This is a genomic window from Cupriavidus sp. GW823-FHT06D04, assembly GCF_058795055.1.
The window spans coordinates 29,616-53,908 of the sequence record NZ_JBXAHL010000032.1; the positions used below are offsets into that span (position 1 = coordinate 29,616).

Genomic DNA, 24,293 nt, shown 5'->3' on the forward strand with positions numbered 1-24,293 from the left:
GGATCTGCCGTCGCATGGGTGTGCCGACGGCGGCGGTAACGATTTGCTTGGTATTCAGTAAGACTGCAGCCGGGCGGAAATCCGCATCGCCGCTGCCACGGTCATGTCGATCAGCGCGGTCTCGCGCCCTTGCCGCCGCGTGGCCGGCACCATCAGCGTGATGGAGCCCAGCGCATAGGCCTTGCTGCGCCGCGAGAAGAGTGGCGCGCTCACGCCCCACACGCCCGGATCCACCTCGCCCTCACTGACGGCGTAGCCGGTCTCGCGAATGGCGGTCAGCTCGGCCAGCAGCCGTTCGGCTTCGCCTGGCTCGCACTGGGCCCGGATCAGGCGCTCGCGCGCTTCATCACGCATGAATGCAAGCAGCGACTTGGCCGACGCACCGGCGCGCAGCGGCACGCCGCGGCCTTTCTCGAATGAGCAGCGCAGCGACTGGCGGCTCTCCACCATCTCCAGGCACACCGCGTGATCCTTGACGGCGACGACCAGGCCTACGCTTTCATCGGACTGCTGCGCCAGCAGCTGCATGTCGGGCAAGGCTTCGCGCGCCAGGTGCGAGGCCATGTCAAAGCCAAGCGCCAGTTGCAGGCTGATCGGGCCCGGCGCGTATTCGCCGTCGGACTCCAGCACAAAGCCCCAGCGCTTGAGCATCATCAGCTGCCGGTAGAGCGTGCTCTTGGGCAGGCCGGTCTTGGCAACCAGCTCGCGCACCGTGATTGGCGCGCCGTGCTGCGCCAGCGCCGCCAGCACGAACAGCACGCGATCGGCACCGCCCGCGGGCTGGCCGGGTTCGGCAGGCGTGGGTGTCGCGGGCTTCACGGCGGTGGGGTTGTCGACGGCATTCAACATAGGGCCCAAGAATAGGACCTGATTCCCAGAAATCAAAACCGAGAGTCCCGGAAAATGGGAATGAAGGGCTAGGGATAACCCTTGATGACTGGCAATTTGATCGGCCAAGTGCATGGGGCGCCGCTGCGCCGCGATCAGTAGATGCCTGGCAGCATCCGCCAGGTCCGGTCGCAGTACGACGCGTACTCGTCGCCAAACTGGTCGCGCAGCAGCGCCTCTTCCGCCCGGATGCGCGCCAGCAGCACTGGCACCATCAGCAGCGTGAGCACCACGCCCACGCCGGAGCGGAACGCCAGTACCCATCCCAGCGAACTGACCAGGAAGCCGAGGTAGCTCGGATGCCGGATCACGCTATAGATCCCGGTGGTCACCAGCGTATGACCCGGCTGGATTGCCACCAGCCCGCTGAAGCGCCGCCCCAGCACAAACACCGGCCACAGCCGCAGCACGCCGCCGCCGGCAAACAGCGCCACGCCGATCCAGCGCATGGTGTCGCCATCGAGCGTCCAGAAGCCGATGCGGTCGGTAAAGGGCGGCAGGTACGCCGCCAGCAGCCCGAGCACGCCAAAGACTGCCAACACCCAGCGGTTGCCGCGGTCCTCGCGCATGCCGCTGCTGATGTTGCCGCCGGAGAAGAGTGCAGCGACGGACAGGGCGAACAGGACCAGGGTCAGGGCCACGCGCGCCGGGTGCGCGAAAAAGGGGGCGATGCCGCCCCAACCTGCGATGGCGATGGCCAGGTAGGCGAGCGTGCCGGCGCGCGTGGCAATCGCCATGCCGGGAGTCGGGCGCATGGGGAACCTCCGTTGAGACGGTGGATGCACAAGCGAAGGGTAAGCCTCAGGCGGCCCGGGTGTCGAGGGCGGCCGGGTCGTGATTAAATCTGCGTTTTGCGCCGGCGTATGCCGGGGCGCAGTGAACCGCTTTCGTCACACCACCATGCCCCTGATCGACATCAAGAACCTCCAGCAAGCTGCCCAGGACTTCGGCAAGGCCCGAAACTGGGGCAAGTACCACAGCCCCAAGAACCTCGCGATGGCGCTGAGCGTGGAGGTGTCCGAGTTGGTCGAGATCTTCCAGTGGCAGACCGATGCGGAATCGCGCGCCATTATGTCCACCGACGAGCGCGAGCATGTGGAGCAGGAGCTTGCCGATATCACCATCTACCTGGCGCAGTTGGTGACGGCACTGGGCGTGGATCTGGACGCGGCGATCCGCGCCAAGATGGAGATGAACGCCAGGAAGTACCCGCTGCCGGAATGAGGCGCCCGGCGACGGCGTGAGCTCACGACAATGGCCGGCTCCCCGCCAGGACGCACAACAGCAGCACTCCGTTCAAAGCGAGCAGTCCGCTCACCAACAGCACGATGGGCGGCGCATCCCGTGTCCGCTCGCGCAGGCGGGTGACCCCCGGCAGCCACTCGCCGCGCGTACGCCGGGACCAGCAGGCGACGCCCGCGCTGCACATGCCCAGCCACGCCAGCGTGCCCAGCGATGTCCAACCGCGTGATTGCGACGCCAGCGTCGGACGGATGGACGCCTGCTGGGGCGTCGGGCCGGAGGCTCTTTGGATCACGACAGGGGGCGCTTGCATTCCCGGTTCGGCTAATGGCTCTGCCGATGGCAGGGCTGGAGGCTGCTCCGCTACTGGTTGAGTTGCTGGAGGTGGCGCGACGGCTGGCCGCGAGGCCTCGACCGTGACCGCAGATTGCTTGTTCCTCGACGCCTCCCGCGCCCGCGCCGCCGGCGGCGTTGGTTGCGGCGCGGCAGCCTGCGGCGGTTTCTTGCCTGGCTGCCGGCGCCAGCTGGCAAAGACCCTATCCAGGCATTTCACCGACGTGCACGCGTCCCGGCGCTCTCGCCAGGCGGCGATGTCGCGCCCTTGGATCGCGCCGGCGCGAAGCCGGCGCTGCTGGTCCGCATGGATGCGCTCGTGTTCGCGCTGGAGCATCGCGTGATCGCAGATCAGGTCGGCGGCGTGCGGCACCGACTGCAGGCAGGACGTGCCGGCGGCGAGCGGATCGTCGCAGCGGGAAGGACGCAGCGTGGTCTTGCAGGCAATATCCGACGCCTGCGCACTGGCAGCCAGCAGAAGACCGAACGCAATGCACGCGGCCAGACGGCCCGAAAGCCTTGTCATCCTGTCGCCCCGTGATAGTGGGGATCGTCCGGCGCTGAAGCGGGCGCCGATGGACTTCTATTCTGGTACGGCGCCATCCATCTACGGTTCGCTATCCCACAGAACCGTGCAGCAAACTTTGGGCGCGGCCTCGGATGCGTGGCCGAGGCCACAGATCCGAAAGACCGCGGCTATACCTTCTTGCCTTCCCCATCGTCCCCCGCGTGCGCAGGGGCGACATGCCAGCCCCCGTACGGCATCCTTCGGTCTGACAAAAACAAAAAGCGAAGGGGTCATCATGGGTCGCAGGAAGCAATCAAGCGTCTTCGAGGATCTGTATGGCATTGCCGCAGCACTGCCATGGTGGGTAGGCGTGGCGTTGGCCACCATTGCCTACGCGGTGCTGCACCGTTATGCGATTGCCGAAGTGCCGGTCAGTGCCGCGCCGGGGCAAATCGGCCAAATGGTCGTGACACAGATGGTCAAGGCGCTGTCGATGTACGGGCAGTACATCGTGCCGCTGTTGCTGCTGGCCGGCGCGGTGGCTTCGTGGCTGGGCCGCCGCAAGCGGCAAGAACTGGTGCGCAGCGTGGCGGCGAGCCAGTCTGGCGACGCCCTGCGTCAGATGACCTGGCGAGATTTCGAGCGGCTGGTGGGAGAGGTGTTCCGGATGCGCGGTTACGCTGTGGCGGAGACCGGTGGCGGCGGTGCGGACGGGGGCATCGACCTGCGGCTCAGAAAGGGCAACGAGTTGGCGCTGGTGCAGTGCAAGCAATGGCGCGCCTACAAGGTGCCGGTCACGGTGGTGCGGGAACTGTATGGCGTGATGGCTGCGCAGGGTGCGGCGCAAGGATTCGTTGTGACATCGGGGCAGTTCACCGCCGATGCGCGGGCCTTCGCGCCTGGGCGGAACATAGAGCTGATCGATGGCCAGGCACTCACCGTGCTGGTCAAGCGCGCCCGCGCTGCAGCGCCGACGGGGTCGGCCGCACCCCCGCCTGCCGCTGCGAACGCGCCGACGCGCGCCGCGGAACCGCCGAAGCCAACTGAGATGCCGCCTGCCGCCGTGCCAGGCTGCCCGCGCTGCGGCAGCGCCATGATCCAACGCATCGCCAAACAGGGCGCGAACGCTGGCAATCCGTTTTGGGGCTGCGCCACGTTCCCCAAATGCCGCGGCGTGCGTGGCCTCTGACTCTCCCTGGTTCGGACAACGGCAGTCTGCCGCTGTAGCCGCTTGTCAGATCGCGACCAGGCTCACAACCCAACCCGCCACATAGAGCCCCAGCCCGAACACCGCATGCGTCACCAGGCTATGCGCCCGTGCCACATTTGGCCGTGGCGTGCGGCTCGCGGCGATGCCGGCACCCATCGCCGGCTGCATTAGCAGGAACGGTGCCGCCACACTGCCGATGCCGATGATCAACGCGGGTGCCAGCGTCGGATGACGCGCCCAGTCGAGTCCCCATAGCCCCAGCAGGATGGCCGCGAACACGATGCCGGTCAGGTAATGGGCGATCCAGCCGATCCCGCGCTCGCCGCGCACCGGTGGCGACGCCGCGATGGGATGGTGGCAAAGGCGTCCTCGCGGCAGCCACGCTAGCCAGCGGCCTGCCAGTCCATAGTCCAGCGCAGGAACGCCCAGCAACCGCTTGCGCAGGATGGCCCAGGCGTCCATCACCAGCGTTGCGCCGGTGCCGATCACGACCGCATTGAACAGGAGCGCCATCGCTGTATCAGGCATGGGCAGTCTCCCCGGCCGTCAGTGATGAAGCCGAAGCCCGGGCGGTGATCATCCAGCAGGCAGCGGTGTAGCGCACGGTTGCGCCATGAACGTAAGGCTCGAATGCCGCGCGGACGGTTTCGATGACGCTGGCGCGTGTGCTTGCCTCAGCCTCGCGCAGGGCCAGGCCGACGGGACCCAGGCTGGACAGGTAGTCCACCAGCGCAGGCTCCGGCAGCGTGCAGACGAGGTCGATCGGCTGGATATTGATCCCGGTCCAGCCGCCCTCTTCCAGGATGGCCTGCACGCGCTGGCGGTCGCCGAAGGCGAACTGCCCCGGCGCACCCGGCTGCCGCGGCGGCAGGTTGGACAGCAGCGGCGCTGCCGCGCGCTCGGCGGTGGTCATGAACGGATTCTCTGCGGCGCTGCGCCAGGCGATGCATTGGAGCGTGGCATCCGGTGTTGCGGCCCGGCGCAGGTTGGCAAAGGCCCGCACCGGATCGCTGAAAAACATCACGCCCAGGCGCGACACGATGCTGTCGAAGCTTGCTGGCGCGAAGGCGTAGTCCTGCGCGTCGGCGCGAATAAAACTGGCGGTCGAGCCGTCCTGCTGCGCACGTGCCCGTGCAGCGGCGAGCATCGGCTCGGAAATATCGATGCCGGTGCATCTGCCCTGCGCGCCGAGCTTACGCGCCAGCGCGATCGTAGTGCTGCCGGTGCCGCAGCCGACATCGAGCACATGCTGTGCCGAGGTCTTGCCGACCGCATCGACAAGCAGGCCTTCCAGCGGCCGGAGCATGTCGTCGAGCACCGCCTGCTCCGCGACCCAGGCATGGCCAGACGGGCCGTTCCACAGTGCGGCCTGGTCGCCGCCGTTGATGCTGGTCTGTTGTTGCTCACCCATGGTCATATCCCCTTGCACGCCGTCCTGGCTTGGAAGCTACACTGTGCCAGTTCAAGTCCACTTGAGGTCAAGCGGTGACAAGCCTGGATATTGCGGAAGTGGCCCGGCACGCAGGCGTGCCGGCCTCGACGCTGCGGTACTACGAGGAAAAGGGGCTGATCGCTTCCATCGGCCGGCGCGGGATGCGGCGCGTGTTCGATGCCGGCGTGCTGGAGCGGCTGGCGCTGATTGCACTGGGGCGTGCCGCCGGTTTCTCGCTGGATGACATCGCGCAGATGTTCTCGCCACAGGGCCAGCCGAACATCGACCGGCAGGTGCTGGCGGCCAAGGCGGATGAGCTGGACCGGACCATCCGCAAGCTGACGGCGATGCGCGACGGACTGCGGCATGCGGCGGTTTGCCCGGCGCCAAGCCATATGGAGTGCCCGACGTTCCAGCGGATTCTGCGTGCGGCGGCGTCGGGGGCGATTGGTGGGCGGCGGGATCACGCCTCGGGGCCTCCCGGTGGCCCCCATTAGGTGTCGAAAGATCCTCGTGCTGGGCGTATGCGGAGATTGCATTGATATTCCCCCGCGAAATTTGCGGTGAATAATTGGCGCATGCGGAGATAGCTGCCATAATCTCCGCATGAAACGCGGAGAATGGCTCTATATCTGGCAATCGCCTGACTGGCCACAATTCCACTACGACCTGGCAGCGCTGGCTCGGCCGCTGGCTGATGTGACACGCGCCCAGGGCATGCTCCTGGGCCGCCTTGCCGATGTAGGAATGGCCTTGCGGGGCGAGGCCAGCCTGACCGCGCTGACCGAGGACGTCGTCAAGACCAGCGAGATCGAGGGCGAACGGCTCAATGCCGATTCAGTTCGGTCTTCGCTTGCGCGCCGGCTGGGCGTGGACATCGGCGCGCTGGCAGCGGTGGACCGGCATGTGGAAGGCGTCGTGGAGATGGTGCTGGATGCAAGCGGCCGCTGCAACGAGCCACTCAGCAAGGAAAGGTTGTTCGGTTGGCACGGGGCGCTATTTCCTACGGGGTATAGCGGCATGTCGCAGCTACGTGTCGCGGCATGGCGCGACGATGCCAAGGGGGCGATGCAGGTCGTGTCCGGCCCCTACGGGCGCCAGCGCGTCCATTTTGAAGCGCCGCCGGCAGACAGGCTTGAGCCAGAGGTCGCGCGATTTCTCGATTGGGCCAACACCGACCAGGCAGATGCGCCAGTACTGAAGGCCGGCCTGGCGCATCTGTGGTTCGTTACGCTGCATCCGTTCGACGACGGCAATGGCCGTATCGCACGGGCAATCGGTGACTTGCTGTTGTCCCGGGCAGACGGTAGCCCTCAGCGGTTCTATAGCCTGTCCGCGCAGATCCAACGCGAACGCAAGGACTACTACGACATCCTGGAGCGTACGCAGCAGGGCTCGCTGGACGTCACCGAATGGCTCGCCTGGTTCCTTGATGCGCTGTTGCGGGCCGTACAGAATGCACAGCACACGCTGGACGCGGTCCTGGCCAAAGCGCGCTTCTGGCAGCGCTGGGGCGCGACGCCACTGAACGAGCGACAGACGAAACTGCTGAACCGGCTGCTCGATGGCTTCGATGGCAAGCTCACGTCCAGCAAGTGGGCTGCGATTGCCAAGTGCTCGCCGGACACAGCGCTGCGGGATATAAATGAGTTGGTGGCGCTGGGGGCGCTGCGAAAGTCTGGCGCTGGCGGGCGTAGCACGTCATACGAACTGACTGATTGATATCGATTATCAAAGCCTGACCTGCTCGAAGCGCCCTTTGCCAGAAAAGTTGCATGTCACCTTATTCGGCTATTGCTCGGCAGCCAGCCGCTCTCGCTCCCGAAGCTGTTCCCCGGAAGACCAATCTCACCCCAACCTGAACTGCCCCACCGCCCCCGCCAGGCTCCCGGCCTGCGTCTGCAGCGCCGCCGCAGCAGCCGTGGATTGCTCAACCAGCGCCGCATTCTGCTGCACCATCTGATCCAGCTGGCTCACTGCCATATTCACCTCTTGAATACCGCGGGTCTGTTCCATGGCTGCGTGAGTGATCTCGGAAATAATGCCGGTCACCTTGGAGACGTTGCTGACGATCTCGCTCATGGTGTCGCCGGCGCGGCGGACCTGGCCGGAGCCGGAGCTGACGCTGTCCACGGTGGATTCGATCAGGGTCTTGATTTCCTTGGCGGCCTGGGCGCTGCGCTGGGCCAGGGCGCGCACTTCGCCCGCCACGACGGCGAAGCCGCGGCCCTGGTCGCCGGCGCGGGCGGCTTCCACCGCGGCATTGAGCGCCAGGATATTGGTCTGGAAGGCGATGCCTTCGATCACGCCGATGATGTCGGAGACCCTGACCGAGGCGTTTTCGATCTGGCCCATGGTGGTGATCACCTCGCCGATCACGACGCCGCCGTCGGCGGCCACGCGCGAGGCAGCGGTGACGGATTCGTTGGCGTGCTGGGCAGAGCTGGCAGACTGGCTGACGGTGGCGGTGATTTCTTCCATCGAGGCCGCGGTCTGCTGCAGGCTGGCGGCGGCGGATTCGGTGCGGCGCGACAGGTCCGCGTTGCCGGCGGCGATCTCGTCGGAGGCGGCGCGCACGGATTCGCTGGCGTCGCGGATCTGGCGCATGATGGTGCAGAGCTTGTCGGCAAAGGTGTTAAAGGCGCGCGCGATCTGCGCGACTTCGTCGTTGCCGTCGGCGGGCAGGCGCTGGGTCAGGTCGCCGTCGCCGGAGCCGATGGCGTCCATGGCATCGCGCACGGTTGACAGGCCGCGCAGCGACATCGTTGCCACGCCCCAGACTACGGCGGCGGCCACGCCTGCGATCAGTACCAGTGCGATCACCGATGCGATCAGCACTGAGCGCATGCCGGCGGTGGCCTCGGCCTTGTCCAGGGCGACGATGACCATCCAGTCGGTGCCGGGGATGGCGCGCGCGCCGAGCAGCTTGGCGCTGCCGCCGACTTCAACTTCCAGCGGCGTCCTTGCGCCGGCCAGTGCGGCGAGCTTGTCGGCGTTCAGCGCGGGCACGAGTTCGGTCACCGGCTTGAGCGTGAGCTTGTCTTCGGTGTGGGCGACGATGTCGCCGTTCCTGGCCACCAGCATGCCGAAGCTTGCCGGCGTGGGGCGGATCGCCTTGACGTTGGCGATCACGGTGTCCATTGCCACATCGCCGGACACCACGGCCTTGACCTCGTCATCGCGGACCACGGGCGTGGCAAATGTCACCACCAGCTTGCCGGTGCTGGCAGCGACATAGGGCGGCGTAACCACCGGCTTGCCGGCTGCTGCGGCCTGCTTGTACCAGGGCCGGGCGGTCGGGTCGTAGCCGGGCGGGACGCCTTTCGGGTCGGAGAATTTGGAGGTCTTGTCGGCATAACCGACGTAGACCTTGGTGAAGCGGCCGGCGTCGGCCACCTGCTTGAGCGCAGCATCGGGTTCGGGCTGCAGCACGGTATCCTGCAGCGACTGGATCATCTGGCTGTGCGAGGCCACCCAATCGACGATGGCGCTGGCGTGGCCGCTCTGCACGGCAGCCAGGCTGCTGTCGATGGCGTCTTCGTTATAGCGGTTGGCGACGAACTGGTTCAGCGCCGTATTGATGGCGAGCGCGGCGATGACGATGGCCACGCACAGGGCCACGATCCGCGCACGGATGGTAATGAACATCAGGGGAGATCCTTCGTAGGGAATCGTTGGGGGGCGTTTATTTGTGGGATTTCCACCCCGCTGTATACGGAGCGGGTGCGCCCGACTTGAGGCAGGCAGGCGAAATCCGGTCGAATGCGATCAGGTTGACGACACAACGCGCCAATTTGGTGCGCGATAGTGCGCTTGCGCGGCTCGGGAATGCGCACCGGTGGATCTGAAATTCGTAACGTGAATGTACGCAGGAGTGGGTTTCGGCGTGATCAGACGCCTGATCCGATGCGTTGCAATACAAGCGGCGTTGCAACGCAGCGGTGATTGCCGATACGGGCGTTCATGAGCGTGATGGCAGCCGCAGCAGAACGCTTGCCGCAGCGCATCCGACGGCGGCTTGGGCGAGAGTACATCTGTCGTCAAGCCTTGCTGATCAGTCATGCAGACAAGCTAACGACTTTTTCACAACGTATTACAAAGATTTACAGCCGTTATGCGATTAGCAACATATCCTCCGATCAACTCACAAATAAACCAAACGGAGAGCCTATCGTGTCAGTCCTTTCTTTGACTTCCGCGCCGATGCGCGTGCTCGCTCTGAGCGGTGCCCTGGCGCTGGCCGCCTGCGGTGGTGGTGGCGGCGATGATGGCGGCGGGCAGGGGACGCTCAAGGTCTCGATGACCGATGCACCGGCCTGTGGCTTCAACAATGTCTTCGTGACCGTCAACAAGGTGCGCGTGCACAGCAGCGCCAGCGCCGAGGCGAGCGCCGGGGGCTGGGTCGATATCGACGTCGTGCCCGCGCGCAAGATCGACTTGTTGTCGCTGACCAACGGCGTGCTGACGGTGCTGGGCCAGACCGCACTGCCTGCCGGCAATTACCAGCAGGTGCGCCTGGTGCTCGATGCCAACCGTGGCGGCGGCGCCGGTGCGCTGGCCAACTCGGTGGTGCCCGTCGGCGGCACTGAGCAGGCGCTGGATACGCCCAGCGCGGTCCAGTCGGGCATCAAGATCAACCGGCCGTTCACCGTGGCAAAGGATACGTTGACCGACCTGGTGCTGGACTTTGACGCGTGCAAGTCGGTGGTCACGCGCGGCAATGGCACCTTTGGCCTGAAGCCGGTGGTGACGGCGATCCCGACGATCGTCAGCGGTGAAGTGAACGGCGTGGTCAGCGGGGCACCGGGTGCGCGCGTGTATGCCGAGCGCAACGGCGTGGTGGTGAAGGCGACGGTGGCGGACGCCAACGGCAACTTCAAGCTGTCGCCGATCGAGCAGAGCAGCACGGCCGGCCCGGTTGACGTGGTGGTGGTGCCGGGCTCTGCCAATGGCAAGGCGGCGGGCATTGTGCGCGGCGTGCCAGTGGTGGTGGGCACGCCCACGGCGATCTCGACCGCGGCGGCGCCGATGTCACTGCCGGCGTCGACCTATCGCCGGGTTTCGGGTACGGTCACGCCGGCTTCGGCCGAAGCGACCCTGCGCGCGCTGCAACTGGTCAGTGGCGGCAATTTCGAGATTGCGGCGACGGCTGCCGCCAGCGATACCGGCGCCTACAGCATGTTTGCAACCGAACCGGCACTGCCGGTGGCCGCGCCGCTGATCGGCACCTACCAGGCCGCGCTGCCGATTCCGCTGCAGGCGGACGGCGCCGCCGCGGGCAAGTACAGCGTGCAGGCCACCAGCGCCACGGGTACGGTGCAGACCAAGCCGGCGGACGTGAACGTCGCCGACGCCGTGGTGAATTTCTCGTTCTGATTCCGGGGGGCCGGGAACGAAGCCGGAAGAGGGCCTGGCCCTCTTCCGGCTTTTTTTGTTGGCCAGGGGCCCGGTTGCGCCGCCACCGTCTGGCGCAGTTTCCCGCTAGACTGCCAGTCTCGCGTTTCGGGAGATCGCGCCATGGCAGCACGCACCGCGGCGAAGGCCGCATCCAAGCCTGCAGCAACGTCTGAGGCCACATCCAGGGCCAGGTCACGCAAGGCCTCCACGTCTGCCGAGCCGGTGCGGGTTGGCATCGGTGGCTGGAATTTCGCCCCGTGGCGCGACAACTTCTATCCCGCCGGCCTGGCACAGGCACGTGAGCTGGCCTATGCCAGCCGCCACCTCAGCGCGATTGAAATCAACAGCACCTACCACGGCACGCAGAAGCGCACCTCGTTCGCCAAATGGCGCGACGAGACGCCGGATGATTTCGTGTTCGCGGTGAAGGCCTCGCGGTTTGCCACCAACCGGCGCGTGCTGGCCGAGTCCGGTGAATCGATCGAACGCTTTATCGACAGCGGCATTGCCGAGCTTGGCCGCAAGCTGGGTCCGGTGGTGTGGCAGTTCGCGCCGACCAAGCAGTTCGATGCGGAAGACTTCGAGGCCTTCCTGCAGCTGCTGCCGGACTCGGTGGAAGGCGTGAAGCTGCGCCACGTGCTGGAGGTGCGGCACGACAGCTTCCAGGCGCCGGACTACCTCAAGCTCGCGCGCAAATACAAGGCCGCCACGGTCTTTACCGATTCGCCCAAGTTTCCGTCGATGGCGGATCTCACTGCAGACTTTGTCTATGCTCGGCTGATGGCCAGCAGCGAGAAGCTGAAGGCCGGCTACGCGCCCAGGGACCTGGATGCGTGGGCTGAACGGGTGCGCACGTGGGCGCAGGGCCACCAGCCAGCCGACCTGCCGACGGTGGAAGACCGCAAGCCCGCCGCGCGCAAGCGCGAAGTCTTTGTCTTCTTTATCAACGGCGCCAAGGAACGCGCGCCGGCCGCGGCGCAGGCGCTGCTGGAGCGGCTGGACTGGACGCCGCCGGCCGATGACTGACGGATCGACATCCCTGGATCGCTATAATCGCGCATGAACTCGACCCCCGCCCAGCCGCAAGCCGGCACCGCTTTTTCCACCCTGCCGCTGTCGCCCACCATGCTCGCCACGCTGGCGCAGCTTGGCTATGACGAAATGACGCCGATTCAGGCGGCCAGCCTGCCGATCACATTGGCGGGCCAGGACCTGGTGGCGCAGGCGAAGACCGGCAGCGGCAAGACCGCCGCCTTCGGGCTGGCGCTGCTGCACCGGCTCGATCCGCGCCGCTTCGACGTACAGGCGATGGTGCTTTGCCCCACGCGCGAACTGGCCGACCAGGTCACGCAGGAAATCCGCCGCCTGGCGCGCGCCGAAGAGAACATCAAGGTGCTGACGCTGTGCGGCGGCTCGCCGATGCGCCCGCAGGTCGACAGCCTGATTCATGGCGCACATATCGTGGTGGGCACGCCCGGACGCATCCTGGATCACATCGACCGCGGCAGCCTGGACCTGTCCGGCATCAACACGCTGGTGCTGGACGAGGCCGACCGCATGCTCGACATGGGCTTCTTCGACGACATCGCCTATGTGGCCAGCCGTTGCCCGAAGGACCGGCAGACGCTGCTGTTCTCTGCCACGTATCCGCCCGGCATCGACAAGCTCAGCCACCGCTTCCTGCGCAACCCGCAGTCGGTCAAGCTGGAGGCTACGCATGACAACAGCACCATCCGCCAGCGCTTCTATGAAGTCGAGGAAGGCGAGCGCCTGAACGCAGTGGGGCGCCTGCTGGACCACTTCCGGCCGGTCAGCACGCTGGCGTTCTGCAATACCAAGGCGCGCTGCCGCGAGCTGGTGGAACTGCTGCGCGCGCAGGGCTACCAGGCGCTGGCGCTGCACGGCGAGCTGGAGCAGCGCGAGCGCGACCAGGTGCTGGTGCAGTTTGCCAACCGCAGCTGCTCGGTGCTGGTGGCCACCGACGTGGCCGCGCGCGGGCTGGATATCGCGCAGCTCGAGGCGGTGATCAATGTCGAGATCACGCCCGATCCTGAAGTCCACGTGCACCGCATCGGCCGCACTGGCCGCGCCGACCAGGAAGGCTGGGCCTTCAGCCTGGTCAGCATGGACGAGATGGGCCGCGTGGGCAACCTGGAGCAGCACCACGGCGGCGAATTCGAATGGCACCCGCTGGCCGACCTGAGGCCCGCCAGCAACGAACGCCTGCTGCCGCCGATGGTGACCTTGCAGATGCTGGGCGGCCGCAAGGAGAAGATCCGCCCGGGCGATATCCTGGGCGCGCTGACCGGCGATGCCGGCTTCACCAAGGAGCAGATCGGCAAGATCAATGTGCTGGAGATGTCGACCTATATCGCGGTGGAGCGCAGCATCGGGCGCGAGGCGGTGAAGCGGCTCAATGCCGGCAAGGTCAAGGGCAAGAAGGTGAAGGTGCGGATGCTGACGGAGTGAAAGACGGGCCCCATGCGGGGCCCGTTCTGCTTTTACCCCACGACCACCACGTACCCCTCCTGCGGCGCGCCGCTACCCGCCGCCAGACGCGCGATCCGTGCCTGCGCGGCTTCGAACCCCCGTTCCTCCACCAGCGCCAGCCAGCGATTGGCCGGATCGCGCGCATGGTCGATAAAGCGGCGCTGCGCCGCGTTGAAGCGCCGGTTCACTTCCTGCGGTCCCCAGTCGGCATTGCGCTTGCGGATCTGCACCGGCGCGAAATAGAACTCGGGCCTGGGCCCGGGCAGGTGCAGGTCGCGCAGGAAGCCGGTGTTCTGCGCCGAGCCCGCAAAGCAGTCGTACACCAGGCTGTCACCGAAATGCGCATGCACGCGCGCGCGCAGCGATTCATCGCCGGAGAAATCGATGTAGAGCGTTGGCACGTCGGCCGGCATGGACGACAGCTCGTCATAGGTGACGGTGCTGTCGTAGCACCCCAGGCCTTCGACAAAGCCGCGGTTGCGCGCCGAGGTCAGGCCCGCCAGCGTGATGCCGTCGAAGTCGCGCAGGCAGAAGGCGGTGCCGTACGCCGTCTTGCTCGACGCGCTCGACACCACCAGCCGTTGCGCACCGAAGAAATGATTGTCCTGCAGGAAGTCGGCCAGCATGAACGAAGTGATGAACAGCGGCCGGTACAGCATCTGGTAGTGCTCCAGTTCCGGCGCATAAGCGGCGTCGTTCTGCACGCGGGTGTACTGATTGTAGGCCGAGGTCAGCTTTGCGCGGTGCTCGGCGGCATCGTAGAAGCCGCGTGCGGTCACGCGCTCGGGCTGCATGCGGAGATGGCTGGCGATGGGGAAGTAGCCGTAGAAGCGTTCGCCGGGGGCGATGCCGTCGACGCCGGTGGCCACCACATCGGCAAAGCCCCACACCGGCATATGGCCCCACTGTGGCTGGCCGGTGGGAAAGAAATCCCAGTACTGCATGGCTTCGCCGAAGGCGGCGTAGGTGATGTTGTTGGTGGTCAGGGCAAAGCGATCCAGGCGCAGCAGCACTTCGCCGGCCGCGGCGGTGGCGGGTTCTTGCGCGGCTTCCAGCCGGCTTTCGTTTAGGGCATCCTTGCGGCTGAACAGCCGCGTGATGGCAAGGGTCGGTTCAGTTTCTGCCATGTCTTTTCTCCTGGTTCGCGGCCCGTCCGTCCGGCGTGCAATGTTCGCCATGACTTCCGTGAGGCCGATGCCAAGAATCTATCGCCGCGCCAACGCCCCCGGGTTCGGAAACGAAGCGCCCGCCGCCAGCGACCTGAAACGGCCCGCCACGCCGCGCAGCAAACCGCTCAAGCGCCCTTCGCAGCAGCGCGCGCACTTCACCGTCAACGCCATCTACGACGCCTTTGTTCGGATCTGGCGCCGCGATGGCTGGGACGGCGTGACCACGCGCGCGGTGGCGCTGGAGGCGGGGTTCTCGGTGGGCACGCTGTACGAGTACTTTCCCAGCAAGGAAGCGCTGGCGTCGGGCTATGTGCGCCACACGGTCGAGAGCATGCTGACGCGCATCGACACCGAGGTTACGCAGCGAACCGATGCCGACTGGCGCACCCGCGTGCGGCGGCTGGTCGCCATCGCCTGCGGTGCGGACGACGAGGCCACGGGCATCGTCTTCGATGCCGACATCATCGGGCTGGAGCCGCGCATCGCCGAGCCCAAGCACCACCGGCGCGTGTTCGAAGAGTTCTGCGAGGCCTGGCGCCGGGCGCTGTGCGCTTGCCCCGACTTGCCTACGGCCCCGGATGCCGCGAAGGTGCAGGCACTGGTGCTGGCGGTCTGGGGGGCGCGCCGCTATCGGCTGCTGCTGCAGGGCGCGGCGCTGCAGCCGGCGCAATGGGTGGCCGAGATGCAGGCGCTGTGCCTGGCGGCACTGGACGGAAAAGAGACCGATGCGCAACTTTGACCAGACGGCTGCCATGCGGGCGTCACAACCTTGCTTACAAAGATTCGCGTAAGTCACCCTGTAACGGCGGGCGTTACTTTGCTACTCTGATTGCATTGGCGCCCAAGCAGGCACCGCCAGCCGCATTGCATTGTCGACCGAAAAGGAGTTGGTGATGAAAACCGCACGCCAGGTTCTGGAGTCCAAGCCGAGTCAGGCCATTTACAGCGTCCCGCCCACGGCGACCGTCTATGCCGCGCTGCAGCTGATGGCGGAGAAAGGCATCGGCGCGCTGCTGGTGATCGAGCATGGCGCGATCCAGGGGATCGTGAGCGAGCGCGACTACGCGCGCAAGGTGATCCTGATGCAGCGCACCTCGCGCGAGACGCTGGTGCGCGACATCATGACCAACGCGGTGATCTACGTCGGCGCCAGCCAGACCACCGACGAATGCATGGCATTGATGACCCGGCACCGGCTGCGCCACCTGCCGGTGATGGAGGGCGAGGAGCTGATCGGCATGCTGTCGATCGGCGACCTGGTGAAGGACATCATCTCCGAGCAGCAGTTCATCATCGAGCAGCTGGAGCATTACATCACTGGCGGCGGGCGTTAGGCCTGTCGTGTTCGGGGGCCAGGTCGCACGGGATGCGCCCGCCCCGTCCACTAGCCCAGCGTGCCGAACTTCACCCCGTGCGCCGCCAGGTAGCGCCGGTACGCACCTGCCAGCTTGTCCGCCGGCTGCGGCACCTCCACGCCGGTGCGCAACGGCAGGCGGCGCGGCTGCTGCGATTCCACGATCGGCTTGTCCTGCAGGAAGATGGTGTCCTGGAATTCGCGCAGGCTGGCGTCGTCATCCTCCGTCACCAGTGACATCACGAACCACACGCGGCTCGATTCCTCGTCCCGCGGGCCGATAAACAGCGCGATGGCGCCGCGATGGTTGTCGCCAAGGTCGGGCACCTTGGTCAGGATCGCGGCATAGGGCGCGACCACGCGGTATTCATACTCGACCATGGCTCCGCCGGCGGCGCTGGCGTGCGCGCGCGGCTGCCAGGCGCGGCAGCCGATGGTGCGCAGCGCGTCGGGCTTGCGCGCATCGCCGATGGCTTCCACTTCATAGGGCGGCACTTCGGTGTGCGCCGGGTCGCCCAGGTAGCCGTCGTGGAGATAGCCGAAGTGCGCCATGTCGAGGAAGTTCTCCACCAGCCGTGGTGCCGAGGTGGCAACGTCGTAGGGGCCGCAGACCACGTGGCGGCATTCGGCGTCGTCGTACTCGGGGAAGGGCGGCAGTTCGGGCACGGCCTCGGTGCCGTCGCCGCCAAGACGCACCCATAACAGCCCGTAGCCCTCGCGCACCGCGTGCGTGGTGGCGCAGGCGCGCGGGGCGGGCACCAGTTCCGGGTGGGCGGGATAGCGCGTGCAGCGCCCGCCGGATGCAAAGCGCCAGCCGTGATAGCCGCAATGGAGCAGGCCGTCGCGCACGGCGCCCAGCGTGAAAGCCGCGCCGCGGTGCGGGCAGCGGTCGTCCCAGGCGTGCCAGCCGTCGGCGTTGCGCCACAGCACCAGCGCGCGGCCAAAGAGCCGGGCTGGGAAGGGGCCGTCACCGCGGGCCTGTTCGATCGCCAGCACGGGGTGCCACTGGCCCAGTTCGGGCCCGGCCGCATCGGGGGCCTGACCTATTGCTTGTCGTGGGGTCTCGGTCATGACGAAATCTTACCTTCGATAGCGGTGATGTGATCTTGCATCGACTGTGGTGCCCTGATCGTGTCGCGCAAGTGACGTTTAAATCGCCCTGCGTCGCAAGCGCGATATTTGCTGGCCGCATATAATTATGCGTTCACTGAATTAGGCCAGCCGCGATGGCATCACGCCCCTCTCACGCGGTTCCCGACCGATATTCCCTGCATTTGACGTTGCTTTCACCGCACATTGCTGCGGTCTCGTGCCTGCCCATGTCTTCACCCTCTTCTGCAGCATCCGCCCGGGACACCACGCCGGCCCTGCCCGCCCACGACCATCGCGCCGTGATGCGGGTGATCGGCGGCATCGTGCTGTGCATCCTGCTGGCCGCGCTCGACCAGACCGTGGTGATCCCGGCGGTGCCGGCGATCGCCAATGACCTGAACGGCTTCAGCCACCTGTCGTGGATCGTGACGGCGTACCTGATCGTGTCGACGGTGACCACGCCGCTGTACGGCAAGCTGTCGGACAGTTTTGGCCGGCGGCGCCTGCTGATGGTGGCGATCACGCTGTTTATCGGCGCCTCGGTGGCATGCGCGCTGGCGCAGACGCTGGGCCAGCTGATCCTGTTCCGCGCGCTGCAGGGCGTGGGCGGCGGCGGCCTGATGTCGCTGGCGCAGGCGGCCATTGCCGATGTGGTGGCGCCGCGCCAGCGCGGGCGCTACCAGGGCTACCTGGCCACGGTGTGGGCGGTGGCGTCGATCGCCGGGCCGCTGGTGGGCGGCTGGGTCTCTGACCATATGTCGTGGCGCTGGCTGTTCTGGGTCAACGTGCCGCTGGGCCTGCTGGCGATGTTCATGTGCTACCGCGGGCTGGCCATGCTGCCGCCGCGTGGCGGGCGTGCGCGCGTGGACTGGCCGGGGGCGCTGCTGCTGGCGGTGGCCATCGTCGCCTTCCTGCTGGCGATGAGCTGGGGCGGCGACGTCTATGACTGGCTCTCGCCAGAACTGGTCGCCCTGCTCCTGGTCGCCGTGGCCGCCGTGGTCCTGCTCACCTGGCAGGAGCGCCGCGCCGCGGACCCGATGCTGCCGCCGCGCCTGTTTGCCAACCGTGCCTATGTGATGGGCGTGGCCGCCTCGGCGCTGGCCGCGCTCGATATCTTCCTGTGCATCTTTGCCCTGCCCCTGCACTTCCAGCTGGTGCGTGGCGCCGATGCATCGACCTCCGGCCTGCTGGTGATGCCGTTCCTGCTGGCCACCGTGGCGGGCAACTTTATCGTGGCGTGGCTGGCGCCGCGCGTGGGCCGCATGCGCGGCATCCTGACCGCTGGCTATATCGCCGGCGCGCTAGGGCTGACCGCACTGGCGCTGGTGACACCGGCGGTGCCGCTGGCTGTGGTGCTGGCGGCGATGACGCTGGCCGGCGTGGGCCTGGGCATGACCATGGTGTCGACGCTGATCAGTGTGCAGAACGTGCTCGAGCGCCGCGATACCGGCGCCGGCACCGGCGCGCTGCTGGTGCTGCGCTCCCTAGGCAGTGCGATCGGTGGGGCGCTGGCTGGTACGCTGCTGACGCTGGAATTCCGCCATGCGCTGGCGGCATCGGGGGTCACGCAGGCGCTGGATCTGGGCGCGCTGCGCCACGGCAGCGAGGCCTTTGCGCAACTGTCGCCGTCCGTGCGCGCGGTGCTGGCGGGCGGCGTGGAGTCGGGCTTCCACCTGATCTTTGCCGCGGGCGCGGCGGCGGCGGTGCTGGCACTGCTGATCGTGCGCCGCATGCCGGACCTGGAGCTGCGCGGCAGCGTCACCGAACACGCCGCCACGCTGGCGATGGATTGAGCCGGCCTGCCGGAAAGCCGCTACCGGCGTAGACTATGGCGTACCCGATACAGCGAGCCGCCTTCCGGAGCCCCATCGCCATGACTCGTCGTTTCCCCTCGTCCGCCACACTCCGACAACTGCGCCCGGCCGCCCTCGCCGGCGCGCTGGCGCTGGCCGCAGCCGGCGCCGCGCTATTGCCGCACCCTGCCCGCGCCGCCGACAAGCCGGCCGCCGCGCCTGCACCGCAGGCAACAGGCGCCTGCCCGGCATCGCTCAACTTCAAGTTCCCGCGCCTGCAGGATGAAGCCCCGCAAAACCTCTGCCAGTACGCGGGCAAGGTCGTGCTGGTGGTCAACACCGCCAGCTACTGCGGCTTCACGCCCCAGTACGAAGGGCTGGAGGCGCTCTACAGCAAGTACCGTGACCGCGGCCTGGTCGTGCTGGGCTTCCCGTCGAACGATTTCTCGCAGGAGCCCGGCTCGGAGAAGCAGATCGCGGACTTCTGCTACAACACCTACGGCGTCAAGTTCCCGATGCTGGGCAAGTCGCACGTGCGCGGCAGCGAGGCCAACCCGATGTACGCGCTGCTGGCGAAGGAAACCGGCACCGCGCCCAAGTGGAACTTCTACAAATACCTGATCGGTCGCAACGGCCAGGTGGTGGGCAGCTACAACAGCAAGACCACGCCTGACGACAAGCAGTTCGTCGCCAAGATCGAAGAACTGCTGGCCAGCCCGCGCTGACGCGCGCGACGCCCGGCCGGGGTGTACACCCCTGACGACAGTCCGGCCGCTGGGGGGCGCGTGTTCCCTCCCCCATTGATTTGCATCAAGTTTGCAACGGGATTCGCTGAGTAACGTCGCCGCTTGCGACGAGCGGAGCGAGGCAATGGGAATCACGTTGTACGACGGGGACGGGCACACCTGCCTGATGTTCACCGACCTGGTCGAGGAAGCGCATGGCGACGCGGTGCAGACCAACCAGTTCCTGGTCGTCGACCACGGGCATGGCGCGCTGATCGATCCCGGCGGGCAGATGACCTACAGCGAGCTGTATCTCACCATCAGCCGCTACTTTCCGCCCAAGCAACTCGACTACGTGCTGGCTTCGCATGCCGATCCGGACATCGTCGCATCGGTCGGACGCTGGCTGACGGGCTCTGACTGCCGCATCTTGATTTCCAGCGTGTGGGCGCGCTTCCTGCCGCATTTCTGCCAGGCCGGCAAGACGGCAGGGCGCATCGTGACGATTCCCGATGCGGGCATGCATATCCCGCTCGGGCACAGCTCCCTGGTCGCGGTGCCAGCGCACTTCCTGCATTCCGAAGGCAATTTCCAGTTCTACGATCCGATCAGCAAGATCCTGTTCTCGGGCGATCTCGGCGCGGCCATGACAGGCGCCAAAGCGGCCGGCACCACGGTGACGGATTTCGATGCGCATACTCGCCTGATGCTGCCGTTCCACCAGCGCTACATGAGCGGCAGCCGCGCGTGCCGGCTGTGGGCAGCCATGGCGCGGTCGATGGATATCGAATGGATCGTGCCGCAGCACGGGCCGTCGTTTCGCGGCAAGCACATGGTGGCGCGCTTTATTGACTGGATCGACGCGCTGGCGTGCGGGCTGGACCTGCTGACGCAGGACCACTATCGCGTGCCCGCACCCGCCATGCGCTGATCAGTCGCGCACGAGCCCTTCGGCGCGCATGGCTTCCTGCACCGCCGGCCGCGCGGCGATGCGCGACAGGTAGTCCTGTAGAGTGGGGTATGCCGTCAGCGGCATCATCAGCATGCGGGCCCAGCCTAGGATGGTGAAGCAGTAGGCGTCGGCCACGGTAAAGGTGTCGCCGGTCAGGTACTGGCGGCCCTGCAGGTGCTTGTCGAGCTCAGCAAAGCGCAGTTGCAGCTTGGCCTTGCAGGCCTCTACCGTGCTCTGCGCGGTTTCCTTGTGCCACAGCCACGGGCTGAAGACCTTGTGCAGTTCCGTTGAGACCAGCGTGATCCAGCCGGTGGCTTCCAGCCGCTCGCGCGTGCCCGCGGCGGGCAGCAGCGCGCGTTCGGGCACCAGGTCGGCGATGTATTGCAGCAGCGATGCCGCTTCGGTATGGCGCGAGCCGTCGTCGAACTGCAGCAGCGGCACGTAGCCGCGCGGGTTGATGGTGTAGTAGTCGTCGGTGCCGTTTTCAGGCACGGCCAGCTTGTGGTGGAGCAGGTCGACTTTGGCCAGCGTGACCGGCAGGCCGGCTTCGCGCAGGGCGATATGGACGGCCATCGAGCAGACGCCCGGAGTGTAGTAGAGCTTCATTGCGATCCTGTAGTGGTATGCCTGGCCGCCACGCCATGCGGCGGCCGTGCAGGCAGTCTAGGATCGCCCCCCTTATGCAGCAATGCGCGTCCTTGCGGACGCGCATTGCAGACTTGCACAGGGCTCAGTTTGCGCTCGGTTGCGCTCAGTCGAGCAGCTTTGCCAGCGCCGGCGGCAGGCCGGCATTGGGCTTGCGCGGCGGCCGCGCGAAGCTGCCCTGCGTGGCGCTGCCGGCGCGCAGGGCCACCAGCGATTCGCAATGCCGCACCGCGCTCGACACGCCATCCACCACCGGTACCGGGATGCGCCCTTGCAGCGAGCGTGCCAGTCCCGCCAGCGGCGCGCCGGCGACGATGATCACGTCGGCGCCGTCCTGCTCGATGGCTTGCAGGGCCAGTTGTTCCAGCCGCGCGGCATGGTCTTCCTGCACGCTGCCGATATCGCGCAGGGGCTCCTGCAGCGAGCGCACGCTGGCCAGCCGCGACGACAGGCCGTTGGCCGCCACGCATTCGCGGTACCACGCCTGGATGCGGTGCGAGATCGCGATGATAGAGAAGCGCTGCCCCAGCAGGCAGGCGCTGGCCAGCGCGGCTTCGGTCATGCCGACGACAGGGACGTCGAACAGCTCTTTCAGGCCGGCCAGGCCGGGGTCGCCGAACGCGGCGACCACCAGGCCGTCGAACTGGCCGGCGTGTTCCGCGGCGGCGCAGGCGGTGGCATAGCCGCCGACCAGCGCCTCGAAGCGGGTTTCGATATAGGCTACGCCGAAGGCCGCGGTGGCCATCTGCAGCGTGGTGGTGGCGGCGGCGGTGCGCCGCGCTTCCGCCTCGATCAGCGCCGTAACGGATTCGCTGATATTGGGATTGACGATCAGGAGTTTCATGGTCGGAGTAGGTTGGCTGCAGGCTTGGCGATCAGCCCAGCATCGGCGCGCCCGCCGGCAGGAACTGCCCGCGGCCGGCCTGGGGTTCCTGGTACTGGCCATCGCGCATCAGCATCTCGCCGCGCGAGAAGCAATGCACCGGCCAGCCGGTCACTTCGATGCCTTCGTACGGCGTGTAGTCCACCGCGTGGTGCAGCGCGCTGTTGCGGATCTGCACGCGCTTGTTCGGGTCCCACAGCACGATGTCCGCATCCGCGCCGATGGCGATGGTGCCCTTGCGCGGATACAGGCCATACAGCCGTGCCGGCCGCCACGAGGTCAGCTCGACAAACTGGTGCAGCGACAGCTTGCCGCGCGCCACGCCGTCGAACAGCAGCGGCAGGCGCGTCTCGATGCCCGGCACGCCGTTGGGGATATGCTCGAACGAAGGCCGCTCGCCGCCCGGCTGCTTGCCTTGCGGGTCGTCATAGCGGAACGGTGCATGGTCTGACGAGAACACGCTGAACACGCCATTGGTCAGCGCGCGCCAGACCGCGGCCTGGTTCTCCGGGTCGCGCGGCGGCGGGCTGCACACGCACTTGGCGCCTTCGTAGCCGTCGTCGCCGGGCAGGGCCATGTCGTCTGCGGTCAGGTACAGGTACTGCGGGCAGGTCTCGGCCAGGATCTGCAGCCCCCTGCCCTGTGCCCAGCGGATCTGCTCGATCGCTTCCTTGCCCGAGACATGCACGATCAGGATCGGCACGTCGACCAGTTCGGCAAAGGTGATGGCGCGGTGCGTGGCCTCGCGCTCCACCGCGGCGGGCCGTGCCAGGCCGTGGAAGCGCGGTGCGATGCGCCCTTCCCCGACCAGCTTGTCGGTCAGCCACGAGATGCAGTCGGCGTTCTCGGCATGCACCATCACCAGCGCGCCGTTCTGTTTGGCGACGTCCAGCACCGACAGCATTTCGCGGTCGGACAGCTTCAGGTCGTCATAGGTCATGTAGACCTTGAACGAGCTGTAGCCCTTGCGGATCAGCGTCGGCAGTTCATCGGCCAGCACCGCCGGCGTGGGGTCGGCCACGATCAGGTGGAAGGCGTAGTCGATCACCGCGCGGCCTTCGGCGCGGCGATGGTAGTCCGCCACGGCAGCCTTGAGCGATGCACCCTTTTCCTGCGCGGCAAACGGGATCACGGTGGTGGTGCCGCCGCACACCGCGGCACGCGTGCCGGTGAAGAAGTCGTCGGCCATGCGCAGGCCGTCGGGCATGGGCTGGTCGAGGTGGCAATGGCCATCGACGCCGCCGGGCAGCGCCAGCAGGCCATCGGCATCGATCTCGCGCGCGGCTTGTGGCAGTGCGTGGCCGAGCGCGACGATCTGCCCGTTGCGCACGCCGATATCGCAGCGGAAGCGGTCAGAGGCAGTGACCACGTCCGCGCGCCGGATCACCAGGTCGAGGCTGTCGTGAGCGGACATCGGCTTACTCCACTTCGCGGAACAGGCGGCCCCAGCCGCGCAGCTCGCGCGTGTCCACTCCGCACAGGCGCAGCGACTTCCACACCACGGTGGAGATGGTGTCGTACAGCGGAATGCCGGTTTCGGCTTCAAGTTCTTCGGCCAGGTGCGCGGCGCGCAGGTTGGTGCAGAAGGTGGTGATGGCCTGCGGCTGGTGCTGGGCCAGGCCGCGCACCATCTCGCGGATGGTGTCTTCCTCGACCTCGGCGAAGCTGTAGTTCACATGCAGGTCCAGGTGGCTCTCCGCCACGCAGTTGAAGCCGCTGCGCTCGTAGTTGGCGATGATGCGCTGCTGCACATCGTCCAGGTACGGCGTGGCCAGGCCGAAGTTGCGCGCGCCGGTCTTTTCCAGGATCTCGTTGAGCGCCAGCACCGAGGTGGTGGCCGGGATGCCGGTGGCTTCGGTGATCTGCTTGCACAGCGCTTCATCCTTGTCGAAGCCAAGCCAGCCGGAAGAGGTGCCGTTCCAGGCGATGACATCGACGCGCGCATCGGCCAGCAGGCTGGCGGCGGCCAGGATCTTGTCCAGGTTGAACTGGCCCAGGGCCTGGTCGCGCAGCGAGATCTCGGTCACGGTGAAGCGCGAGAAATGCGCGCTGACGTTGGGCAGGCCGCTGACCATGGCGCTGGTGATCGGTTCGAGCGCCGTGTTGGAAGACGGGGTCAGCATGCCGAGGCGGATTTGCTTGGTCATTTCAGTCATTCTCAGGAGTGAGCGGGCGCCGTC

At 66.9% G+C, this 24,293-nt stretch carries 24 protein-coding genes; 12 read left to right on the forward strand and 12 right to left on the reverse strand.

Features of this window, described 5'->3' with window-relative positions; genetic code table 11:
* Nucleotides 1-54: 54 nt before the first annotated feature.
* Both AC1Q7H_RS29515 and AC1Q7H_RS29520 read right to left on the reverse strand, forming a co-directional pair.
* Nucleotides 55-849 carry an IclR family transcriptional regulator gene (locus AC1Q7H_RS29515; RefSeq protein WP_492382084.1) on the reverse strand — a complete coding sequence of 265 codons (795 nt, stop codon included), beginning with the start codon at nucleotides 847-849 and terminating at the stop codon, nucleotides 55-57.
* Nucleotides 850-983: 134 nt separating this feature from the next.
* A complete protein-coding gene (locus AC1Q7H_RS29520; protein WP_492382063.1) occupies nucleotides 984-1,643 on the reverse strand; it encodes a methyltransferase family protein in 660 nt (219 codons plus the stop codon).
* A 145-nt stretch (nucleotides 1,644-1,788) separates the two neighbouring features.
* On the opposite strand from AC1Q7H_RS29520, the gene AC1Q7H_RS29525 reads away from it, so the two are divergent.
* A complete protein-coding gene (locus AC1Q7H_RS29525) occupies nucleotides 1,789-2,112 on the forward strand; it encodes a nucleotide pyrophosphohydrolase (RefSeq protein ID WP_010811417.1) in 324 nt (107 codons plus the stop codon).
* Between the two features lie 22 nt (nucleotides 2,113-2,134).
* Here the strand turns inward: AC1Q7H_RS29525 and AC1Q7H_RS29530 are convergent, their stop codons facing one another.
* Complete coding sequence (locus AC1Q7H_RS29530) at nucleotides 2,135-2,989, reverse strand: hypothetical protein (RefSeq protein ID WP_492382064.1); 855 nt, start codon at nucleotides 2,987-2,989, stop codon at nucleotides 2,135-2,137.
* A gap of 277 nt (nucleotides 2,990-3,266) precedes the next feature.
* Here AC1Q7H_RS29530 and AC1Q7H_RS29535 point away from each other — a divergent pair, with 277 nt between their 5' ends.
* Nucleotides 3,267-4,160, forward strand: a complete 894-nt coding sequence (locus tag AC1Q7H_RS29535; RefSeq protein ID WP_492382085.1) for a restriction endonuclease — start codon at nucleotides 3,267-3,269, stop codon at nucleotides 4,158-4,160.
* 45 nt (nucleotides 4,161-4,205) lie between these two features.
* Here the strand turns inward: AC1Q7H_RS29535 and AC1Q7H_RS29540 are convergent, their stop codons facing one another.
* Entirely contained in the window at nucleotides 4,206-4,709 is a 504-nt protein-coding gene (locus tag AC1Q7H_RS29540) for a DUF2938 domain-containing protein (RefSeq protein WP_492382065.1), read from the reverse strand.
* The gene (locus AC1Q7H_RS29545; RefSeq protein WP_492382066.1) at nucleotides 4,702-5,592 is read right to left on the reverse strand and encodes a class I SAM-dependent methyltransferase; all 891 of its coding nucleotides are present in this window, start codon (nucleotides 5,590-5,592) and stop codon (nucleotides 4,702-4,704) included. The genes AC1Q7H_RS29540 and AC1Q7H_RS29545 overlap by 8 nt, the downstream gene beginning before the upstream one ends.
* Nucleotides 5,593-5,666: 74 nt before the next feature.
* On the opposite strand from AC1Q7H_RS29545, the gene AC1Q7H_RS29550 reads away from it, so the two are divergent.
* Entirely contained in the window at nucleotides 5,667-6,110 is a 444-nt protein-coding gene (locus tag AC1Q7H_RS29550) for a helix-turn-helix domain-containing protein (RefSeq protein WP_211980499.1), read from the forward strand.
* A 109-nt stretch (nucleotides 6,111-6,219) separates the two neighbouring features.
* Entirely contained in the window at nucleotides 6,220-7,335 is a 1,116-nt protein-coding gene (locus AC1Q7H_RS29555) for a Fic family protein (RefSeq protein WP_492382067.1), read from the forward strand.
* Between the two features lie 126 nt (nucleotides 7,336-7,461).
* On the opposite strand, the gene AC1Q7H_RS29560 is transcribed toward AC1Q7H_RS29555, so the two are convergent.
* Nucleotides 7,462-9,261: a methyl-accepting chemotaxis protein gene (locus AC1Q7H_RS29560; RefSeq protein WP_492382068.1), complete on the reverse strand. Its 1,800-nt coding sequence runs from the start codon at nucleotides 9,259-9,261 to the stop codon at nucleotides 7,462-7,464.
* Nucleotides 9,262-9,786: 525 nt separating this feature from the next.
* Here AC1Q7H_RS29560 and AC1Q7H_RS29565 point away from each other — a divergent pair.
* The 3 genes from AC1Q7H_RS29565 (at nucleotide 9,787) to dbpA (ending at nucleotide 13,479) form a co-directional block, all read left to right on the forward strand.
* On the forward strand, nucleotides 9,787-10,989 hold the full coding sequence (locus AC1Q7H_RS29565) for a DUF4382 domain-containing protein (RefSeq protein WP_371827383.1): 1,203 nt from the start codon (nucleotides 9,787-9,789) through the stop codon (nucleotides 10,987-10,989).
* Nucleotides 10,990-11,130: 141 nt separating this feature from the next.
* Nucleotides 11,131-12,036, forward strand: a complete 906-nt coding sequence (locus AC1Q7H_RS29570) for a DUF72 domain-containing protein (RefSeq protein ID WP_492382069.1) — start codon at nucleotides 11,131-11,133, stop codon at nucleotides 12,034-12,036.
* 33 nt (nucleotides 12,037-12,069) lie between these two features.
* Nucleotides 12,070-13,479, forward strand: coding sequence for an ATP-dependent RNA helicase DbpA (gene dbpA, locus AC1Q7H_RS29575; protein WP_013955154.1), 1,410 nt, complete (start codon nucleotides 12,070-12,072; stop codon nucleotides 13,477-13,479).
* Between the two features lie 32 nt (nucleotides 13,480-13,511).
* On the opposite strand, the gene AC1Q7H_RS29580 is transcribed toward dbpA, so the two are convergent.
* Complete coding sequence (locus AC1Q7H_RS29580; RefSeq protein WP_492382070.1) at nucleotides 13,512-14,627, reverse strand: DUF2855 family protein; 1,116 nt, start codon at nucleotides 14,625-14,627, stop codon at nucleotides 13,512-13,514.
* A 67-nt stretch (nucleotides 14,628-14,694) separates the two neighbouring features.
* On the opposite strand from AC1Q7H_RS29580, the gene AC1Q7H_RS29585 reads away from it, so the two are divergent.
* Together AC1Q7H_RS29585 and AC1Q7H_RS29590 are read left to right on the forward strand one after the other, a co-directional pair.
* Nucleotides 14,695-15,408, forward strand: a complete 714-nt coding sequence (locus AC1Q7H_RS29585) for a TetR/AcrR family transcriptional regulator (RefSeq protein WP_035826980.1) — start codon at nucleotides 14,695-14,697, stop codon at nucleotides 15,406-15,408.
* A gap of 154 nt (nucleotides 15,409-15,562) precedes the next feature.
* On the forward strand, nucleotides 15,563-16,003 hold the full coding sequence (locus tag AC1Q7H_RS29590; RefSeq protein WP_013955157.1) for a CBS domain-containing protein: 441 nt from the start codon (nucleotides 15,563-15,565) through the stop codon (nucleotides 16,001-16,003).
* Nucleotides 16,004-16,053: 50 nt separating this feature from the next.
* Here the strand turns inward: AC1Q7H_RS29590 and AC1Q7H_RS29595 are convergent, their stop codons facing one another.
* The gene (locus AC1Q7H_RS29595; RefSeq protein ID WP_492382071.1) at nucleotides 16,054-17,094 is read right to left on the reverse strand and encodes a Rieske 2Fe-2S domain-containing protein; all 1,041 of its coding nucleotides are present in this window, start codon (nucleotides 17,092-17,094) and stop codon (nucleotides 16,054-16,056) included.
* 323 nt (nucleotides 17,095-17,417) lie between these two features.
* On the opposite strand from AC1Q7H_RS29595, the gene AC1Q7H_RS29600 reads away from it, so the two are divergent.
* From AC1Q7H_RS29600 to AC1Q7H_RS29610, 3 genes are all read left to right on the forward strand, one after another.
* Entirely contained in the window at nucleotides 17,418-18,908 is a 1,491-nt protein-coding gene (locus AC1Q7H_RS29600; RefSeq protein WP_492382086.1) for an MDR family MFS transporter, read from the forward strand.
* Between the two features lie 80 nt (nucleotides 18,909-18,988).
* Nucleotides 18,989-19,633, forward strand: coding sequence for a glutathione peroxidase (locus tag AC1Q7H_RS29605; RefSeq protein WP_035826962.1), 645 nt, complete (start codon nucleotides 18,989-18,991; stop codon nucleotides 19,631-19,633).
* Between the two features lie 145 nt (nucleotides 19,634-19,778).
* Entirely contained in the window at nucleotides 19,779-20,564 is a 786-nt protein-coding gene (locus tag AC1Q7H_RS29610; protein WP_492382072.1) for an oxygen-binding di-iron domain-containing protein, read from the forward strand.
* Here AC1Q7H_RS29610 and gstA read toward each other — a convergent pair whose 3' ends face one another.
* The 4 genes from gstA to AC1Q7H_RS29630 form a co-directional block, all read right to left on the reverse strand.
* Nucleotides 20,565-21,191: a glutathione transferase GstA gene (gstA, locus tag AC1Q7H_RS29615; protein ID WP_492382073.1), complete on the reverse strand. Its 627-nt coding sequence runs from the start codon at nucleotides 21,189-21,191 to the stop codon at nucleotides 20,565-20,567.
* Between the two features lie 145 nt (nucleotides 21,192-21,336).
* Nucleotides 21,337-22,074 carry an aspartate/glutamate racemase family protein gene (locus tag AC1Q7H_RS29620; RefSeq protein WP_013955163.1) on the reverse strand — a complete coding sequence of 246 codons (738 nt, stop codon included), beginning with the start codon at nucleotides 22,072-22,074 and terminating at the stop codon, nucleotides 21,337-21,339.
* Nucleotides 22,075-22,105: 31 nt separating this feature from the next.
* Nucleotides 22,106-23,527 carry a dihydropyrimidinase gene (hydA, locus tag AC1Q7H_RS29625; RefSeq protein ID WP_492382074.1) on the reverse strand — a complete coding sequence of 474 codons (1,422 nt, stop codon included), beginning with the start codon at nucleotides 23,525-23,527 and terminating at the stop codon, nucleotides 22,106-22,108.
* Nucleotides 23,528-23,531: 4 nt separating this feature from the next.
* Nucleotides 23,532-24,260: a maleate cis-trans isomerase family protein gene (locus AC1Q7H_RS29630; protein WP_041227670.1), complete on the reverse strand. Its 729-nt coding sequence runs from the start codon at nucleotides 24,258-24,260 to the stop codon at nucleotides 23,532-23,534.
* Nucleotides 24,261-24,293 lie beyond the last annotated feature (33 nt).

Excerpts from the sequence above, each read along its gene's own strand:
- AC1Q7H_RS29515 (WP_492382084.1), bottom strand. The coding sequence starts at position 849 with ATGTTGAATGCCGTCGACAACCCCACCGCCGTGAAGCCCGCGACACCC.
- AC1Q7H_RS29520 (WP_492382063.1), bottom strand. The coding sequence starts at position 1,643 with ATGCGCCCGACTCCCGGCATGGCGATTGCCACGCGCGCCGGCACGCTC.
- AC1Q7H_RS29525 (WP_010811417.1), top strand. The coding sequence starts at position 1,789 with ATGCCCCTGATCGACATCAAGAACCTCCAGCAAGCTGCCCAGGACTTC.
- AC1Q7H_RS29530 (WP_492382064.1), bottom strand. The coding sequence starts at position 2,989 with ATGACAAGGCTTTCGGGCCGTCTGGCCGCGTGCATTGCGTTCGGTCTT.
- AC1Q7H_RS29535 (WP_492382085.1), top strand. The coding sequence starts at position 3,267 with ATGGGTCGCAGGAAGCAATCAAGCGTCTTCGAGGATCTGTATGGCATT.
- AC1Q7H_RS29540 (WP_492382065.1), bottom strand. The coding sequence starts at position 4,709 with ATGCCTGATACAGCGATGGCGCTCCTGTTCAATGCGGTCGTGATCGGC.
- AC1Q7H_RS29545 (WP_492382066.1), bottom strand. The coding sequence starts at position 5,592 with ATGGGTGAGCAACAACAGACCAGCATCAACGGCGGCGACCAGGCCGCA.
- AC1Q7H_RS29555 (WP_492382067.1), top strand. The coding sequence starts at position 6,220 with ATGAAACGCGGAGAATGGCTCTATATCTGGCAATCGCCTGACTGGCCA.
- AC1Q7H_RS29560 (WP_492382068.1), bottom strand. The coding sequence starts at position 9,261 with ATGTTCATTACCATCCGTGCGCGGATCGTGGCCCTGTGCGTGGCCATC.
- AC1Q7H_RS29570 (WP_492382069.1), top strand. The coding sequence starts at position 11,131 with ATGGCAGCACGCACCGCGGCGAAGGCCGCATCCAAGCCTGCAGCAACG.
- dbpA (WP_013955154.1), top strand. The coding sequence starts at position 12,070 with ATGAACTCGACCCCCGCCCAGCCGCAAGCCGGCACCGCTTTTTCCACC.
- AC1Q7H_RS29580 (WP_492382070.1), bottom strand. The coding sequence starts at position 14,627 with ATGGCAGAAACTGAACCGACCCTTGCCATCACGCGGCTGTTCAGCCGC.
- AC1Q7H_RS29585 (WP_035826980.1), top strand. The coding sequence starts at position 14,695 with ATGCCAAGAATCTATCGCCGCGCCAACGCCCCCGGGTTCGGAAACGAA.
- AC1Q7H_RS29590 (WP_013955157.1), top strand. The coding sequence starts at position 15,563 with ATGAAAACCGCACGCCAGGTTCTGGAGTCCAAGCCGAGTCAGGCCATT.
- AC1Q7H_RS29595 (WP_492382071.1), bottom strand. The coding sequence starts at position 17,094 with ATGACCGAGACCCCACGACAAGCAATAGGTCAGGCCCCCGATGCGGCC.
- AC1Q7H_RS29600 (WP_492382086.1), top strand. The coding sequence starts at position 17,418 with ATGCGGGTGATCGGCGGCATCGTGCTGTGCATCCTGCTGGCCGCGCTC.
- AC1Q7H_RS29605 (WP_035826962.1), top strand. The coding sequence starts at position 18,989 with ATGACTCGTCGTTTCCCCTCGTCCGCCACACTCCGACAACTGCGCCCG.
- AC1Q7H_RS29610 (WP_492382072.1), top strand. The coding sequence starts at position 19,779 with ATGGGAATCACGTTGTACGACGGGGACGGGCACACCTGCCTGATGTTC.
- gstA (WP_492382073.1), bottom strand. The coding sequence starts at position 21,191 with ATGAAGCTCTACTACACTCCGGGCGTCTGCTCGATGGCCGTCCATATC.
- AC1Q7H_RS29620 (WP_013955163.1), bottom strand. The coding sequence starts at position 22,074 with ATGAAACTCCTGATCGTCAATCCCAATATCAGCGAATCCGTTACGGCG.
- hydA (WP_492382074.1), bottom strand. The coding sequence starts at position 23,527 with ATGTCCGCTCACGACAGCCTCGACCTGGTGATCCGGCGCGCGGACGTG.
- AC1Q7H_RS29630 (WP_041227670.1), bottom strand. The coding sequence starts at position 24,260 with ATGACCAAGCAAATCCGCCTCGGCATGCTGACCCCGTCTTCCAACACG.